Origin of the sequence: Flavobacterium noncentrifugens (assembly GCF_900100375.1) — a bacterium.
Taxonomy (GTDB): Bacteria; Bacteroidota; Bacteroidia; order Flavobacteriales; family Flavobacteriaceae; genus Flavobacterium; species Flavobacterium noncentrifugens.
The window spans coordinates 437,127-454,922 of record NZ_FNEZ01000001.1 but is presented as its reverse complement, the minus strand read 5'-3'; the positions used below and the strand labels follow the sequence as shown (position 1 = coordinate 454,922).

Sequence of the window (17,796 nt, the reverse complement as noted above, 5' to 3'; positions counted from 1 at the left end):
GTTCAGGGAAGGGATTTCCTGGGTTCATTAAAAAACCACAGCTTATGTATGTAGTAAAAAGAGACGGCAAAAAAGAACCGGTGATGTTTGACAAAATTACCGAAAGGATTAAAAAACTATGTTACGGGCTAAATTACCATGTAGATCCGGTAAAAGTCGCGATGCGCGTGATCGAAGGATTGTATGACGGCGTTTCGACATCGGAACTCGACAACCTGGCGGCCGAAACCGCAGCGGCAATGACCATTACGCATCCTGATTATGCCCAATTGGCGGCAAGGATCGCAATTTCCAATTTGCATTCAAATACCAAAAAGTCTTTCTCGGAAACGATGAACGACATGTACCATTATATCAATCCAAGAACGAATACCGCTGCGCCTTTGTTGTCTGATGAAGTGCACGCAACGATCATGGAGCATTCGGAATTCCTGGATTCTCACGTCATTTATACAAGGGATTTCAACTACGATTATTTCGGATTTAAAACTTTAGAGCGTTCCTATTTGCTCAAAATTAATGGGAAAATTGTCGAACGTCCGCAGCACATGCTGATGCGTGTCGCGGTCGGAATTCACTTAAATGACCTGGAGTCGGTAATTGAAACCTACGACTTGATGTCGAAGAAATTCTTTACGCATGCAACGCCAACCTTGTTCAACTCTGGAACGCCGAAACCCCAAATGTCTTCTTGTTTCTTATTGACGATGAAAGACGACAGCATCGACGGAATTTACGATACGTTGAAACAAACCGCTAAAATCTCGCAATCTGCAGGCGGAATCGGACTTGCAATCCACAACGTTCGCGCGACTGGTTCTTACATTTCAGGAACCAACGGAACCTCAAACGGAATCGTACCGATGCTTCGTGTATACGATATGACGGCACGTTACGTAGACCAAGGCGGCGGAAAAAGAAAAGGAAGTTTTGCGATTTACATCGAACCCTGGCATGCCGATATTTTCGACTTTTTAGATCTTAGAAAAAACCACGGAAAAGAAGAAATGCGTACGCGTGACTTGTTCTTAGGCATGTGGATTCCGGATTTATTCATGAAACGTGTGCAGGAAGATTCAACCTGGACATTGATGTGTCCGAACGAATGTCCGGGACTCAGCGATTGCCACAGCGAAGAGTTTGATGCTTTATATTTAAGATACGAAGCCGAAGGAAAAGGCAGAAAAACGATCAAAGCGCGTGAAATCTGGGAGAAAATCTTAGAATCACAAGTGGAAACCGGTTTGCCATATATGTTGTACAAAGATGCAGCGAACAGAAAATCAAACCAGAAAAATTTAGGAACGATTCGTTCTTCAAATTTGTGTACCGAAATCATCGAATTTACTTCGCCTGATGAAGTTGCGGTTTGTAATTTGGCTTCGATCTCGTTGCCAATGTTCATCGAAAACGGCAAATTCGACCATCAGAAATTATACGATGTCACCAAACGCGTGACTTTGAACTTAAATAAAGTCATCGACAGGAATTACTATCCGGTCATCGAAGCTGAAAACTCAAACAAACGCCACCGTCCGGTTGGATTGGGCGTACAAGGTTTGGCCGATGCATTTATCATGCTCAGAATGCCATTTACGAGTGACGAAGCCAAACAATTGAACCAGGAAATTTTCGAAACCTTGTATTTCGCAGCGGTAACTTCTTCTATGGAATCGGCCAAAATCGAAGGGCCGTATTCGTCTTATGAAGGTTCGCCAATTTCACAAGGGGAATTCCAATTCAACCTTTGGGGATTAAAAGACGCTGATTTGTCAGGACGTTGGGATTGGGAAAGTTTGAGAAAAGAAGTATTGAAACACGGTGTGAGAAATTCACTTTTAGTAGCGCCAATGCCAACCGCTTCAACATCACAAATCCTTGGAAACAACGAAGCTTTTGAGCCTTACACATCTAATATTTACACGAGAAGAACACTTTCAGGAGAATTTATCGTTGTAAACAAACATTTATTGGAAGACTTGGTAAATCTCGGCATCTGGAACGACAATCTGAAACAGGAAATCATGCGCCACAACGGATCGGTGCAAAACATCGACGCGATTCCGGCCGATATCAAAGAATTGTACAAAACGGTTTGGGAAATGTCAATGAAAGATATTCTCGATATGTCACGCCAGCGCGGGTATTTCATTGACCAATCGCAATCGTTAAACTTGTTCATGGAAAACGCGAATTTCGCGAAATTAACTTCGATGCATTTCTACGCCTGGCAATCAGGTTTAAAAACCGGAATGTATTATTTAAGAACGAAATCAGCGGTTGATGCAATCAAATTCACATTAAACAACGATAAAAAAGAAGAGCCTGTAGCAGTAGAAGCAGAAATGGCAATGGCAGCTCCGGCTCCGGCACCACAAGTAACTTCGTCAGCTTCAGAAATCCAGCCCATCGCAGCAGACGAATTTCGCGCCATGATCGAAAGATCGAGAAGTGCAGAACCAGACGATTGCGAAATGTGCGGATCTTAATAATCAGATTTTACAATATTTATATATATTTGAACAGCCGTCTTTATTGATGGCTGTTTATTTTTTAGGAGCTATTTCCTGCTTTTCACTGCAATCTGCTGTCTGCACTGCGTTACGCCAGCAGGATTTCCGTTGCAATCAGGGCTAGGGTTACCGCTTCGGGTCATGAATTGCATCACTGAATGTTTCGTCTTTCCAACGAAATAAAATCTGCGTGAATCTGCGTTCATCATTCAAAATCCGCGTTTCATCAAATTATTTTAATTCAATCAACCGTACATTTACACACCGTAAATCAAATATCCAAAACCATGACCAAACAAAAAGGCGTTTACACCGGAATCATAGAAAAAGACGAACACGGCAATTACTTCTGCGGCGAATATTTATTGGATTATAAATACACAGAGCAGAACAAATTTAAGGTCGGCGACGAGATCAACATCAAAACCATCATTGCCAATCCAAGCGATGCGAGCGCTGGCTGGTATCCGCAAAAATCACGTAATTTCTTTCTGGCGAACGCGAAGGAAAATCCGGACGACAAATACAAATCGTAAATCACATGATGCAATGGGAACAACTGTTATCGCTTAGGAAACAAGGCGATAAAGGCAAAAGGCTTCGAAAAGAAGAACTTGATACGCGTTTGGGTTTTGAAGTCGATTATGACCGGATCATATTTTCATCGGCGTTTCGCAGTTTGCAGGACAAAACGCAGGTCATTCCGCTTTCGAAGACCGATTTTGTGCATACGCGCTTGACGCACAGCCTTGAAGTTTCAGTCGTTGGACGGTCATTAGGAAGACTTGCCGGAAAACAAATACTCGAAAAATACCCGCATTTAAAAGAAATCCACGGTTTTCACATGAATGATTTCGGGGCGATTGTCGCTGCCGCTTCCTTGGCGCACGACATTGGAAATCCGCCGTTCGGGCATTCGGGTGAAAAAGCCATCGGTGAATATTTTAAAATTGGCAACGGCCAAAAATACAAATCACAGTTAACGGAAAAACAATGGCAGGATCTGGTTGATTTTGAAGGCAATGCGAATGGATTTTCGGTGTTGACGAGTTCGCGTCCTGGAAATGAAGGCGGACTCCGGATTTCGTATGCCACATTAGGCGCTTTTATGAAATACCCGAAAGAAAGTCTGCCTAAAAAACCAACATCGAATATTGCAGATAAAAAATACGGTTTCTTCCAAAACGATAAAAAATTCTTTGAGGAAGTCGCTGCAGAGTTGGGGTTGATCCCAAATAAATCCGGAAATGACATCGGTTTTGAACGGCATCCATTGGCTTATTTGGTTGAAGCTGCGGATGATATTTGTTATACGATCATTGACTTTGAAGACGGCATTAATTTAGGTTTGGTTTCAGAAGATTATGCTTTGGAATACCTGATCAAACTCGTTAAAGACAGCATCGATACGAACAAATACAAATCGTTGCAAACCAAAGAAGACCGCATCAGTTATTTGCGTGCGCTTGCGATCGGGAGCCTGATTCAGGACGCCGTAAAAGTGTTTGCAGAAAATGAGGAATTGATTTTGCGGGGTAAATTTCCATACGCTTTAATGGACAAAAGCAAATACAAAGCGCAAATGGATGACATCATTAAATTAAGTGTCAAAAACATTTACCAGAGCCGCGAAGTGATTGAAAAGGAATTGACCGGATATCAGATTATCAACACTTTGCTCGATAAATTCATTACGGCTTACAACAATAAATTTGACGGAAACGCCACCAATTATGACAATCTGCTGATGAAAATCCTACCCGAAAGGCACCATCTTGAAAAAGAAAACCTGTATGAAAGGCTGCTGCACATCTCGCATTTTATCTCGCTTTTAACCGATGGGAACGCACTCATTTACTATCGGAACATCTTGGGTTATAAAGATTAGTGCGTTAATATTGAATGCGGCATACAATTTAATTTAAAAAATCATTATGTTTGTGCATCAAAAATCTAAAATTATGAAAAAAATTACACTATTGATCGTTTTTCTGGTGTCTTTGACGGGTTTTTCCCAGGATAAGGCCCAGAAAATCCAAGCCTATTTCAATAGCAATTATGCTAAAATGGGATTGTTAAAGCAAGATGTTTCTGACTGGGCAATTGCCGGTGAGAACTATTCTGAAACAACAAAAATTACCAGTGTTCACGTAGCGCAAAGGTATCAGGGGATCGAAATTTTTAACGCTATATCTAACGTATGGGTTAAAGATGGAAACGTCACGAATGTTGTTAACAACTTTAAAAGCAACATTGCAGGCAAAGCAAATTCTGTCACTCCAAGACTCACTGCAATTGATGCAGCTAAAAGCGCTTATGCAAAAGTAGGAATCGTTGGCTTGCCGGTTTTCTCTGTTTCTGAAACGACAAATGCAAAATCAATGATGTTGAATGACGGGCTTCAGGAAGATCTGATCACCGCGAAATTAGTATACCAAATTACAAAAGACAATAATTTAATGTTGGCTTGGGCATTGCAATTCTATGCTCCTGGTTCAAGTGAATTGTGGGATTTGAGAATTGATGCACTTAATGGGAACATTCTTGAAAAAAACGACTTGACTGTTCGTTGTAGTTTCGGTGAGCTAAGACATGGTGGTGCCCATAACCACGATCATTCAGGTGATTTTAGTTTTACGAAAAATGCTTTCAACAATACGACTTCATCAGTAGTTGAAGCTCAGGCAGGTTCATATAAAGTTATTCCTTATAACTATACAAGCCCAAGCCACAGTCCGTTTCAGTTGATTTCAAGCCCTGCCAATACAGTGGCTTCTCCAAACGGATGGCACGATACAAACTCTACAATAGGCGGAACAAGTGCTGCACTTAGATTTACTTACACAAGAGGTAACAATGTCCTTGCGCAAGAAGATGCAGACGGGAACAATGGAAATGGGATCAGGGCTGACGGTGGTGCAGATTTAAACTTTGATTTCCCTTTTCTGGGGCCATGGCAACAACCAACCGCTTATACATCAGCATCGGTAACAAACTTATTTTACATGGTCAATATCATGCACGATGTTTGGTATCAATATGGATTTAACGAAGCGAGTGGAAATTTCCAACAAAACAATTACGGTAAAGGCGGAACGGTATCTGCAACCGGTGATGCTGTTTTTGGAGATGCACAAGATGGTTATTCACAAACGACACCAACATTAAACAACGCTAACTTTTCTACGCCAAACGACGGTGGAAGACCAAGAGTACAGATGTTTTTATGGAATGCAGGAGCACCTCCGACAAATTTCATTACTGTAAATTCTCCTGCGGCAATTGCAGGTGCTTATGCAGCAACTACTAATGTTTTTGATACTACAGATCGTATTCCTGTGCCAACAGCACCAAACGGAATTACGTCTGATTTGGTTCTATACACAAATGCACCAAACCCAAATTCAAATCCTGTCAGCGCACACAATGCATGTGTAGTGCCTACAAACAGCCTTGACATAGCAGGTAAAATTGCTTTGATCAGGAGAGGAAACTGTAACTTTTCTAATAAAGTTAAAAATGCTCAGGATGCAGGCGCATTGGCAGTAATTGTTTATGATACGGTTGTAGCTAACCCACAAAGGCTTTCAATGAGTTCTGAAGGGCTTTTGGGAATTACAATTCCTGCAGTTTTTGTTACTGCTGAAATAGGACAGCAATTTGTTGACCAATTGGCTTTAGGTACTGTAAACTTAAAATTAGAAGCTCCTGCAGATTTATATTTGTATGCTGATGGTGACTTTGACAATACAATCATTTCTCACGAATATGGACATGGTATTTCTACCAAATTAATCGGGCCTATCACAAATAGTTCTTGTATGACCAATTACGAGCAAATGGGTGAGGGCTGGTCTGACTGGTTTGGATTGATGATGCAGATTAAATCTACAGACGTAGGTACAAATCCGGTAACCGTTGGTACTTATGTTTATAACGAGCCTAACGATGGTGCAGGTATCAGGGAATATCCATATTCTACAGACATGACGATTAACCCAAGAACATTGGTGAATTCAAACTCTCCAATTCCAACTGATCCTGCAGATACAGGTTACAGATACGTGGTTGGTGAAACATGGACAAGTGTATTATGGGATCTATCGTGGGCTTACATCAACAGATATGGTTTTGATGCCAACATTTACACTGGAACCGGTGGAAACAACAAAGTAATGCAACTTGTATTGGATGCTTTGAAACTTCAGGCATGTAATACTGCTTCGATCATCAGCGCGAGAGACAACTTGTTTGCTGCAGACATGGCTACAGGCGGTGTAGACCACAACTTGATCGCAGAAGTATTCAGAAGAAGAGGAATGGGGCTTAACGCCAGCTCAGGAAGCGCAAATGATTGTAACGATCAAACCGAAGATTTTACACCATTCCCTTTACTTGCAACTTCAAATTTCACAAAAGAAAATACACTCAGAGTGTATCCAAACCCTGCAACAGGAATTGTTAATGTTCGCGTAAGCCAGTACGTTGGAAAAGTGAACCTACAGGTTGTAGACATCAACGGAAGAATCGTTTTCAGCCAAAATGAAGACCACTTCAGCGTTGAAAAATCAATCAACTTAAGCAGCCTTCAAAAAGGAATTTACGTATTGAAAGTAAATACTGCAGATTTCAATTACACAGAGAAAATTATTCTTAAATAATATTTTTCAAATCATAAAAAAACCCGGAGTTTGCGCTCCGGGTTTTTTGTTTTTAATGTTATCCTAAATAATTGTATAAAGGTTTTTTTGGTACGAATTATACAAATCAACACGAAACAATTTGTGGGAATTCGTGTAATTCATGGCTAATTTTGCCGTTTATTATTCGAGTCGCTTGAAATTTAAGATACACATTTTAGGAAAATACTTTGGTTTTAAAAACTGTATTCGATTCCAATTCCAAGCATTTGTTTCAGCTGTATTTTTGGGCCAACCAAAACCTGAACGCCGTCGACATCTTCTGTAGCCTTAATATCGTCGTCATAAATCAAATGGCTGCCGATATTCGCCCTGACATATTTGTTTACGACCAAATCCAGTTGCAGCTGCCAATCCACATCGATATTCCCAAATTTATTGATGTAATCAGAATACAGGCTCAAACGGTTTTCAAGATTGATGTTCTTCAGGATCTCGGTTTTATAAGCCGTAGTCACCAAAATACCAAGTTCCGTTTTCGACCGTTCGCCTTCTTTGACCAAATTGCCGTCGCCGTCATAAATGGCTTTTTTTACACCAAACGCACCCTGATCGGCCAACCGCTGATTGAGTACCAATGTGTTTTTTAAAGTCAATGGCGAAATGTAAACATTGATCTTTTTTTCTTTATTGGCATATTCGGCCCCAACACCAAGAAAAGTATAAGCTGGCGCAAACGGTCCCGAAACCGATTCGTCAATGTTCGGATACGAATAACCACTGGTAAATTGGGTATTGAAATTAAATTTTGCGGAATGGTACCAATTCGAAAGCGTGTCCTTCCGATAGCCAAAAGTGGATACAAATTGAAATGCATCGTCGGTTTTCCTGAATTCAATGCCGTCCTGCTTGTTTACGCCATAGCGAACGATGAGTTCATTGCCCCATTTTACATTATCGCTTACATATCTTCGGATAAAACTCCCTTTGAGTAACCCTGAAACCGAGCTGATTCCACCCGCGCTCCAATTCACAAAAGCAATTTCATTCAAATCAAAACCCACAATGTTTTTCTTTTCCCAATGCGATACGGCAACCGGAGCAGTTTTGAGCGTGTCCTGAACAATGACTTTCAAAGTGTCCCGTGCAACAATCAAAGTGTCAACCGTTTGTGCAGACATACCCGCCGACATACAAAAAAAGAAAATTGAATATAAAAAAGATGTTTTCATTTCCGACTTGTTTTAAAAGTGCAAAAATGGGCAATTTCAATAAGCCTGGAAAAGGATTTCCAAACTTTTAACGTCTAAATTACTATATCGTTGTAATTCATCCACCGTTCCATGTTCTATAAATTCATCGGGAATCCCGAGTGATTTAATGTGGGTTGCATACTGGTGCAGTGCAGAAAATTCGGCGATCGCACTTCCAAATCCGCCTTTAAGAACGCCGTCTTCAACGGTAATGACTGTTTCAAAAGAAGTAAAAATGAGGTGCAGCAATTGTTCGTCAAGCGGTTTTACGAAAGCAAAATCATAATGCGCAATGGTTTCCGGATTTCCAATGTTCTGAAGCGCCAGAGCCACATGATTGCCAATCGGGCCATTCGATAAAACGGCTGCTTTTGTTCCTGATTTCAACAAAAAAGCTTTCCCGATTTCTAATTTTTCATAAGGCTGCTGCCAATGTTCTACCGTTCCGCGGCCGCGGGGATAACGGATGGCAATCGGATGTTCGAGTCCCAATTGAGCCGAATATAAAATGTTGCGGAGCGCGATTTCATCCATAGGCGAATACACGATCATATTCGGGATGCAGCGCAAATACGCCAGATCGAAAACGCCGTGGTGCGTCGCGCCATCTTCACCAACCAATCCCGCACGATCCAGGCAAAAAATCACCGGAAGATCCTGCAAAGCCACATCGTGGATCAACTGATCGTAAGCGCGTTGCAGAAATGTCGAATAAATATTGCAATACACGATCATGCCCTGGGTTGCCATTCCTGCTGCTAAAGTCACCGCGTGCTGTTCAGCAATGCCAACGTCAAAGGCACGCTGCGGAAATTCGTCCATCATAAATTTTAACGAACTTCCCGTAGGCATCGCGGGTGTAATCCCGATGATCTTTTCATTTTTTCGGGCCAGGTCGAGCAATGTCAAACCAAAAACATCCTGAAATTTCGGAGGCAAATTTTCTTCCGATTTGAATATAATGTCACCGGTTAACTTGTCGAATTTTCCAGGCGCATGGTACTTTACCTGATCGTGTTCGGCTTGTTTTAAACCTTTTCCTTTTGTCGTGATGAGATGCAGGAATTTCGGGCCTTTTTTATTTTTGAGCCGCTTTAGTTCTTTGATCACCGCAAAAATATCATGTCCGTCAATCGGCCCCGAATAATCAAAATTCAAGGATTTGATTATGTTGTTCTGTCGCGGATTTTTGCCTTCTTTAACAGCGGTCAGGTAATTTTTCAATGCGCCCACACTCGGATCGATCCCAATCGCATTGTCGTTTAAAATTACCAGCAGATTCGCATCGGTAACCCCGGCATGGTTCAAGCCTTCAAATGCCATTCCGGAAGCAATCGAAGCATCGCCCACAACCGCAATGTGGTTTTTATCAAAATCGCCGTTTAAACGCGACGCAATCGCCATTCCCAAAGCAGCAGAAATCGCAGTTGAAGAATGCCCGACACCAAAAGTATCATAGTCGCTTTCGCTTCTTTTCGGAAAACCGGAAATTCCGCCGAGTTGGCGATTGGTATGGAAAATATCTTTTCTTCCGGTCAGGATTTTATGTCCGTATGCCTGATGGCCAACATCCCAAACCAACAAATCGTTTGGCGTGTCAAATACATAATGAAGCGCAATGGTCAATTCAACAACACCCAAACTTGCGCCAAGATGGCCTTCTTTCACCGAAACTACATCGATAATGAAATCGCGTAATTCCTTCGCCAACTGCGGCAATTGGGATTCGTCAAGCTGGCGTAAATCATCGGGATTTTGAATATGTGAAAGCAAATTTTCAGGCATGTAACAAATGTACAAATTGAATGGCTATTTTTGTACGATCAAAACAATCGTGTCATGAAAAAAATTTTACTCTTTATCACTTTTTTTTATTCTGTTTTGGCCTTTTCTCAAGACGGCACAATTGATCCCACTTTTAATGTAGGCTCAGGCGCCGACGAAAATGTCTACATTACGAAACAACTCAGCGATGGCAAAATCATTGTTGGCGGGCAATTTATGGATTTTAACGGAACAGGAAAAAGAAGCCTGGTGCGTCTAAATGCAGATGGAAGCATCGATCAAACATTTACATCGCCACCGGAGTTGTTTGATTATTCACTATTGCTTGATGCTTTGGAAGATGAAGGAAAACTTTTAATAGTAGGGCAATTCGGCGTGTTTAATGGTTTTTCAAGTCCGGGAATCATCAGGCTCAATCAGGACGGAATGCCAGACACTTCATTTAACACCGGAACGGGGCCAAGCGGAAACGGTGTGATCGATGTGGAACAGATATCAAAACAAAACGACAAATACATCATTACAGGATCATTTCCAGGGTTTAATGGTATTCCATGCGGCAACATTATCAGGCTTAATGCCGATGGTTCAGTAGATACGACTTTTAGTTCCTTATATTCAAATGCAGGATATAATATTGCCATCATAGCGCATCGGGTTTTAGATAATGGGAAAATCCTGATTGTAGGAAATTTCACAACATACAATGGTGTTCCAGTTGGTGGAATCGCACGTTTAAATCCAGACGGGACGCTAGACACGACATTTAATCCTACAACCGGTTCCAATGGATCGATCAATTCAATAGCGGTACAGCCCGATGGAAAATACATCATTTCCGGAAGGTTTTCTACATTCAATAATGTTGATAAATTACTATTGGCGAGAATTAATCCCGATGGGACGCTCGACAACACATTTTCACGAAGCCCAGATTATGGACTTGTGGCGTCGTCTTTATTGTTACAGCCTGACGGGAAAATCATTGCTGCCGGCTCCTCAACGGGTCTGTCTGTAGCAAATAAATACATCATGCGCTTAAATCAGGACGGATCTATCGACACAAGTTTTGATTCTGATATTGACAACATGATCAACACCGCTTCTTTTCAAAATGACGGTAAGATCTTGGCAGGCGGTTGGTTTGAGCACGCGGGCGGTGAAGAAAAAAATCGGGTGGCACGTTTAAACAACAATGGATTTCTCGATACAAAAGCATTTTCAAGTGGCGCTGCAATTTATCCAAATCCTGTCGTAAATAACATTCATGTCGATTTTGATAATTTTGAAGATCGAAACATCATTGTAACTGACCTTAGCGGAAAACAAATTCAAAATATTTCGCATAAAGCGGGAAAAAGAATAACAGTCGATTTTTCAGATTACCAAAAAGGCATTTACTTTCTCCAAATTGAATCTAAAACAGGCACCGTGACTAAAAAAATAATTAAAAACTAAGTTTTGGAAAATATTTTCACCGACGAATATTTTATGAAAAAAGCCTTTCAGGAAGCAGAGATAGCTTTCGATAAAGGCGAAATTCCCGTTGGTGCCATCATTGTCATCCAAAATAAAGTCATTGCCCGAAGCCACAATTTAACCGAATTGCTAAACGATGTTACAGCGCATGCCGAAATGCAATCGATCACGGCCGCAGCCAATTTCCTGGGAGGGAAATACTTAAAAGACTGCACGCTTTACGTCACGCTCGAGCCTTGCCAGATGTGCGCCGGTGCTTTGTACTGGAGCCAGATCTCAAAAATTGTTTTTGGTGCCCATGATGAACAGCGCGGCTTTACGGCAATGGGAACAAAGCTTCACCCTAAAACAACCGTAGTTTCCGGAATTATGGCACAGGAATCAGCCGAATTAATGCTGCGATTCTTCGCTCGAAGAAGGAAATAAAACCAATATTCCGGGTTATAATTTTCCCGGTTTTCAAATCTTTCTACTACTTCTTTTAAACCGATTTTTCCTCCAAAAATTATTTAAAAAAATACTGTATATTTAGTACAATATAAATTACAAATCGATAGTTATGGGATTATTGCACTGTTAAATTAACACGCAATTCCGTTCTGTAACCAATTAATTCTTGATACCAATGAAAACAAAATTGTTTGTTTGCGCATGTTTTGCAATCGTGCTGTTCCAGTCCTGCAATAAAAAAACAGCGGCTGAATTTAATTCAGATTTTTCATTGTTCAAAGAATACATTTCGGGTTTTACGGGCGGAATGGTTTCTACAAAATCAGACATTCGCGTTGTGCTTGCTTTCGATAAAAAAGAATGGAAAGCCAATGAGGTTTTAGACAACGGCCTGTTTGATATTTCGCCTTCTGCAGATGGGAAAATCATTGCGCTTTCAAGCAATACTGTAGCGTTTATTCCAGAGAAAAAACTCGACCAGAATACCGAATATCAGGTCACGTTTCATTTGTCCAAACTGATCAAAACACCTGAAAAATTATCCGATTTTCGTTTCACGGTTAAAACCATCAAACAGGATTTCCAAATTTCCACTGCCGATATCCAGTCGTATGACAAGAATTTCCAATATCTGAATTGTATCCTTAAAACCGCCGACAACATGGATTTGGCTACAGCCCAAAAACTCGTTTCTGCGACCCAAAAAGACAAAAACCTTAAGATCAAATTCGACAAATCGCTGAGTTCGCCAACCGAATTCAAGTTCATTGTCGACAGCATCCAAAGATTCAGCGAAGACACAACAATCGAAATTGCTTACGACGGCGATGATGCCAATATGGAGCAAAAAGGAAAAATCAGTTTTCCAATTGCTGGAAAAGATAATTTCAAGATCGTAAACGTCGAAGTTCCCGATGCAAACAACCAGACTTTACTGATCAATTTCTCCGATCCGTTGCAGAAAAACCAGGATTTCAAAGGTTTGGTTGCCGTTGAGAAAACCGATAATCTCAAATATGCCACGCAGGGAAATGTACTCAAAGTGTTTTTTGCAGAACCATTATCAGGAAGTTTATTGCTGGAAGTTTTTGAAGGCATTCAAAGCGATGAAGGTTTTAAAATGAAGAAAAATTTCGCTACGAAAGTGTCATTCGAACAAACCAAACCCAACATCCGGTTCGTCAAAAATGGAACGATCATGCCAAGTTCGAACAATCTAAAACTCAATTTTGAAGCGGTCAATCTAAAAGCCGTTGACGTTAAAGTCTATAAAATCTACAAAAATAATATCCTACAGTTTTTACAGGACAACGAACTCAACGGTGCACAGAACCTCAAGCGCGTGTCGCAGCCGGTTGCAAAGATCAAACTGAATTTGCACAAAAATTCACTGCTGAATTACAGCAAATACAACACGTTTGCACTCGATCTTTCGAAAATCATTTCTCCCGATCCAGGGGCGATTTACCGAGTCGAATTTTCATTCAAAAAAGCCTATTCGCTTTACGAATGCGCCGTTTCTGAACCTGAAGAAAACACGTCCGATCAGGACGAAGAAGCCGAAAACGACGTCAATTACAGCAATTATTATGAAGATTATTATTATGATGATTACCAGTGGCGTGAAAGCCAGGATCCGTGTACGAATTCGTATTATTACAACACGAAGATCGGGACAAATGTTCTGGCATCTGATCTTGGCGTGATCGCAAAACGCGGTGAAAATAAATCGTATTTCTTTGCAGTAAACAATATCGTAACGACCGAGCCGGTTTCGGCGGCGACCGTGACGTTATACTGTTTCCAACAGCAAAAACTCGCCGAAGCCAAAACCAGCAACACCGGAACCGTCGCGTTCAAACTCCATAAATTTGCTTACTTTGCAATTGTAACCGATGGCAAAAATTCAACTTATGTGAAACTTGACGACGGGACTTCACTGTCGGTCAGCAATTTTGATGTGTCTGGAGAAACCCTGCAAAAAGGGCTTAAAGGCTACATTTACGGAGAACGCGGCGTGTGGCGTCCGGGCGATAATCTGTATTTATCGTTTATTTTGAATGATGCGGCGAACAAATTGCCGGCAGCACATCCAATCAAATTTCGCCTGTCTGATCCAAACGGAAAAGTCGTGTATCAAACCGTTAAAAAATCAACCGATTTAAATCATTATGCATTTGTAGTTCCAACAAATTCCGATGCACCAACAGGAAACTGGGAGGCGATGGTTAACGTTGGCGGCGCACGTTTCTACAAAAACATCAAGATCGAAACCATCAAGCCGAACCGTTTAAAAATCAAGAATAGTTTTAAAAACGCGGTATTGTCATCGCAATACCCGAACACGGCAAACCTTGAAGTGACGTGGCTTCACGGTGCGATTGCGAAAGATTTAAAAGTCGACATGCAGGCCAAATTCTCTCAGCAATCCACCACATTTAAAAATTATCCGAATTATGTTTTTGACGATTTGGTTCGGAAATTCAGCACAGAAGAAATTAATATTTTCTCTGGAAAACTCGATGCCAATGGAAAAGCATCCGTTCCGATCGACCCAAAACTCGATGAAGAAGCGCCCGGAATGCTCAAAGCGGCTTTCATCACAAAAGTCTATGAAGAAGGCGGCGATTTCAGTACCGATGTGATGGCGACGACTTATTCGCCTTATACGACTTATGTCGGAATCAAAACACCCGAAGTCAATAAATACGGCATGCTCGAAACTCGAAAAATGAATCGTTTCGACATTGTTTCCGTCGATGAAAAGGGAAAGCCAAAATCGGTCAAAAACCTCGAAGTCAAAGTCTACAAAACCGAATGGCGCTGGTGGTGGGACGGCCAAGCCGATGATTTTACAAATTACAATTCTTCAAATGCCACGGTTGCATTTAAAACATTTGTTGTAAACACCGATGCGTCAGGAAAAGCAGCGGTTCAATTTGCCGTTACTGACGAACAATGGGGTAGGTATTTAATTCGGGTATCTGATACCGAAGGCGGGCACGCAACAGCGCAAACCGTCCTGATCGATTATCCATATTGGTCTGGAAAAACACGAAATACAGATGCATCGACTGCCACAATGCTGGTGTTTTCCACAGATAAAAAGAATTATGCAGTCGGCGAAAAAGCCAAAATTTCTTTTCCGTCAAGCGAAGGCGGGCGCGCATTGATTTCTGTTGAAAACGGATCGAAAGTCGTGCAGACATTTTGGGCAAAAACTCAAAAAGGAGAAACCAAAGTCGAAATCCCGATTACTTCCGCCATGGCACCAAACATCTATTTCAATATTACCTTATTGCAGCCGCACGCGAGTTCTAAAAACGATTCGCCAATTCGTTTGTACGGAATTGTGCCCATCGAAGTCATCGATAAAAATTCGATCCTGCAACCTAAAATTTCAATGCCCGATGTGCTCAAACCAGAACAGCCATTTGCCGTGAAAGTTAATGAACAAAACGGAAAAGCCATGACCTACACGATTGCAGTTGTCGATGAAGGTTTGCTCGATTTAACCCGATTCAAAACGCCAAATGCCTGGGATAGTTTTTATTCACGTGAAGCTTTGGGCGTTAAAACCTGGGATATTTATGACGATGTCATTGGCGCTTATGGCGGAAAAGTCAGCCAGATTTTTTCTATTGGAGGCGATCAGGATCTGGGTGGCGGAAAAGCCAAAAAAGCCAACCGCTTCAAGCCTGTAGTTTTGTATTATGGCCCATTCAAACTCGAAAAAGGCGCATCCAAAACACATACTTTAAAACTGCCAAAATATGTTGGTTCGGTGCGTACAATGGTCGTTGCAGCCGATGCGAATTCGAGTGCTTACGGAAGTGTAGAAAAAGCCACTCCTGTGAAAAGCCCGCTGATGGTTCTGGCTTCATTGCCGAGAAAAATCTCTCCGTCGGAACGCGTAACCATTCCGGTAACGGTTTTTGCAATGGAAAATAACATCAAAAAGGTGTCGGTTCAGATCAAGACCAATAACGGACTGAAAGTCATTGGCGCTGCGACGCAAAACCTCACATTCACACAGCCTGACGAAAAAATGGCGTATTTCAATCTTGAAGTCGGCAGCCAGACAGGAATCGGGAAAGTGCAAATTATCGCCACTTCCGGAAGCCAGAAATCGACTTATGATGTCGAGATCGATATGACCAATCCAAATCCGGTGACATATGCTTATAAAGATGTGATTTTGGAACCTAACAGCAGCAAAACCATTTCATGGCAAACGTTCGGAGTCGCAGGAAGCAACAAAGCCAAACTCGAAGTGTCGTCTATGCCAACGATCGATTTGAACAGAAGATTGGATTACCTGATTTCTTATCCGCACGGCTGTGTCGAGCAAACGACTTCTTCGGTTTTCCCGCAGTTGTTTTTAAATGACATTGCAGATATTGATGCTTTCAGAAAAGAAAATATCCAAAAAAATGTGACTGCCGGAATTAACAGACTGGGCGGTTTCCAACTTGCAAATGGCGGATTTTCATACTGGCCTGGTAACGGTAATGCCGACGACTGGGGCACTTCTTATGCCGGGCATTTTTTGATCGAAGCCGAGAAAAAAGGCTATGTTTTGCCCATCAATTTCAAATCAAAATGGATTTCATACCAACAAAAAGAAGCCAAATCCTGGCGTTTTTACCAACAATATGGCAACGATCTGGCACAGGCGTATCGCTTGTATACATTGGCTTTAGCTGGTTTCCCGGATTTATCGTCAATGAACCGGTTGCGTGAAACCAGCGGCATTTCAAATGAAAGCAAACTGCGTTTGTCTGCCGCTTATGTTTTGGCAGGGCAAAAAGCGGCCGGGCAGGCATTGCTTGCAAAAAGCCAGATCGATGAAATTAATAGTCCGTATTCGTATTACTATTACGGTTCATCTGATCGAAACCGCGCGATGGCATTGGAAACGTTGATTCTTTCGGGGCAAAAGCAGCAGGCTTTTCAAATGGCGATCAAATTGGCGAAACAAATGTCGGGCAACGACTGGATGAGCACGCAAACGACAGCGTATTGCCTGTATGCAATGTCTAAATTTGCCTTATTCAATGGAAGTAAAGGCATTGATATCCAATATGCTAAAGATGGAAAATCTGAAAATGTAACAACTTCAAAGGCTTTCGCCGATAGAAATTTGGTGATTAAATCCGGAGCAAACGGGATTTCGATCAAAAACAACAAAAACAATACGCTTTATGTCCGAATATTGAATACTGGAATTTTACCTGTCGGGAAAGAACAGCCGATGCAAAGCAATTTGTCTGCAAATGTCGTTTTCAAAGACCGGAAAGGCAATATTCTAAATGTGACAAACATGAAACAGGGAACCGAATTTGTCGCTGAAGTCACGATCCGAAACCAGAAAAACGAAAATGTGGAAAACGTAGCATTGACCCAAATTCTACCGTCCGGATATGAAATCGTCAACACACGTTTTACCGATTATGGCGACGCGACAAACAATTCAGCCGATTATATCGACATTCGTGACGACCGTACCAATTTCTATTTTACGCTCAAGGCGAATGAAACGAAAACGTTTCGCGTACTGCTGAATGCATCCTATCTTGGAAACTATTATTTGCCGGGATTGCAATGTGAAGCGATGTATGACCACACGTTTTTAGCGCGCACAAAAGGACAATGGACCGCCGTTGTTAAATAAGC

At 41.6% G+C, this 17,796-nt stretch carries 9 protein-coding genes; 7 read left to right on the top strand and 2 right to left on the bottom strand.

All coding sequences use genetic code 11. The features are described from left to right. Window positions 1-44 precede the first annotated feature (44 nt). From BLS32_RS02025 to BLS32_RS02010, 4 genes are all read left to right on the top strand, one after another. Window positions 45-2,489, top strand: coding sequence for a ribonucleoside-diphosphate reductase subunit alpha (locus BLS32_RS02025; RefSeq protein ID WP_091391630.1), 2,445 nt, complete (start codon window positions 45-47; stop codon window positions 2,487-2,489). 311 nt (window positions 2,490-2,800) lie between these two features. After that, window positions 2,801-3,049, top strand: a complete 249-nt coding sequence (locus BLS32_RS02020; protein WP_091391629.1) for a hypothetical protein — start codon at window positions 2,801-2,803, stop codon at window positions 3,047-3,049. An 8-nt stretch (window positions 3,050-3,057) separates the two neighbouring features. Further along, complete coding sequence (locus tag BLS32_RS02015) at window positions 3,058-4,401, top strand: deoxyguanosinetriphosphate triphosphohydrolase (protein WP_091392367.1); 1,344 nt, start codon at window positions 3,058-3,060, stop codon at window positions 4,399-4,401. Between the two features lie 73 nt (window positions 4,402-4,474). After that, a complete protein-coding gene (locus tag BLS32_RS02010) occupies window positions 4,475-7,174 on the top strand; it encodes a T9SS-dependent M36 family metallopeptidase (protein WP_170227504.1) in 2,700 nt (899 codons plus the stop codon). 215 nt (window positions 7,175-7,389) lie between these two features. Here the strand turns inward: BLS32_RS02010 and BLS32_RS02005 are convergent, their stop codons facing one another. Both BLS32_RS02005 and BLS32_RS02000 read right to left on the bottom strand, forming a co-directional pair. After that, window positions 7,390-8,385, bottom strand: a complete 996-nt coding sequence (locus BLS32_RS02005) for a DUF3078 domain-containing protein (protein ID WP_091391627.1) — start codon at window positions 8,383-8,385, stop codon at window positions 7,390-7,392. A gap of 36 nt (window positions 8,386-8,421) precedes the next feature. After that, window positions 8,422-10,191 (bottom strand): 1-deoxy-D-xylulose-5-phosphate synthase, encoded by a 1,770-nt coding sequence (locus BLS32_RS02000; protein WP_091391626.1) that lies wholly within the window; start codon window positions 10,189-10,191, stop codon window positions 8,422-8,424. A 54-nt stretch (window positions 10,192-10,245) separates the two neighbouring features. On the opposite strand from BLS32_RS02000, the gene BLS32_RS01995 reads away from it, so the two are divergent. The 3 genes from BLS32_RS01995 (at window position 10,246) to BLS32_RS01985 (ending at window position 17,794) form a co-directional block, all read left to right on the top strand. Then, window positions 10,246-11,649 (top strand): T9SS type A sorting domain-containing protein, encoded by a 1,404-nt coding sequence (locus BLS32_RS01995; protein ID WP_091391625.1) that lies wholly within the window; start codon window positions 10,246-10,248, stop codon window positions 11,647-11,649. Between the two features lie 3 nt (window positions 11,650-11,652). After that, window positions 11,653-12,096 carry a nucleoside deaminase gene (locus BLS32_RS01990; protein ID WP_091391624.1) on the top strand — a complete coding sequence of 148 codons (444 nt, stop codon included), beginning with the start codon at window positions 11,653-11,655 and terminating at the stop codon, window positions 12,094-12,096. 199 nt (window positions 12,097-12,295) lie between these two features. Then, on the top strand, window positions 12,296-17,794 hold the full coding sequence (locus tag BLS32_RS01985) for an alpha-2-macroglobulin family protein (protein WP_091391623.1): 5,499 nt from the start codon (window positions 12,296-12,298) through the stop codon (window positions 17,792-17,794). The last annotated feature ends 2 nt before the right edge of the window (window positions 17,795-17,796 follow it).

Bases quoted from the DNA above. Each gene is read 5' to 3' on its own strand.
- BLS32_RS01985 (WP_091391623.1), top strand. From the start codon at position 12,296: ATGAAAACAAAATTGTTTGTTTGCGCATGTTTTGCAATCGTGCTGTTC.
- BLS32_RS02020 (WP_091391629.1), top strand. From the start codon at position 2,801: ATGACCAAACAAAAAGGCGTTTACACCGGAATCATAGAAAAAGACGAA.
- BLS32_RS01995 (WP_091391625.1), top strand. From the start codon at position 10,246: ATGAAAAAAATTTTACTCTTTATCACTTTTTTTTATTCTGTTTTGGCC.
- BLS32_RS02015 (WP_091392367.1), top strand. From the start codon at position 3,058: ATGCAATGGGAACAACTGTTATCGCTTAGGAAACAAGGCGATAAAGGC.
- BLS32_RS02025 (WP_091391630.1), top strand. From the start codon at position 45: ATGTATGTAGTAAAAAGAGACGGCAAAAAAGAACCGGTGATGTTTGAC.
- BLS32_RS02005 (WP_091391627.1), bottom strand. From the start codon at position 8,385: ATGAAAACATCTTTTTTATATTCAATTTTCTTTTTTTGTATGTCGGCG.
- BLS32_RS02000 (WP_091391626.1), bottom strand. From the start codon at position 10,191: ATGCCTGAAAATTTGCTTTCACATATTCAAAATCCCGATGATTTACGC.
- BLS32_RS02010 (WP_170227504.1), top strand. From the start codon at position 4,475: ATGAAAAAAATTACACTATTGATCGTTTTTCTGGTGTCTTTGACGGGT.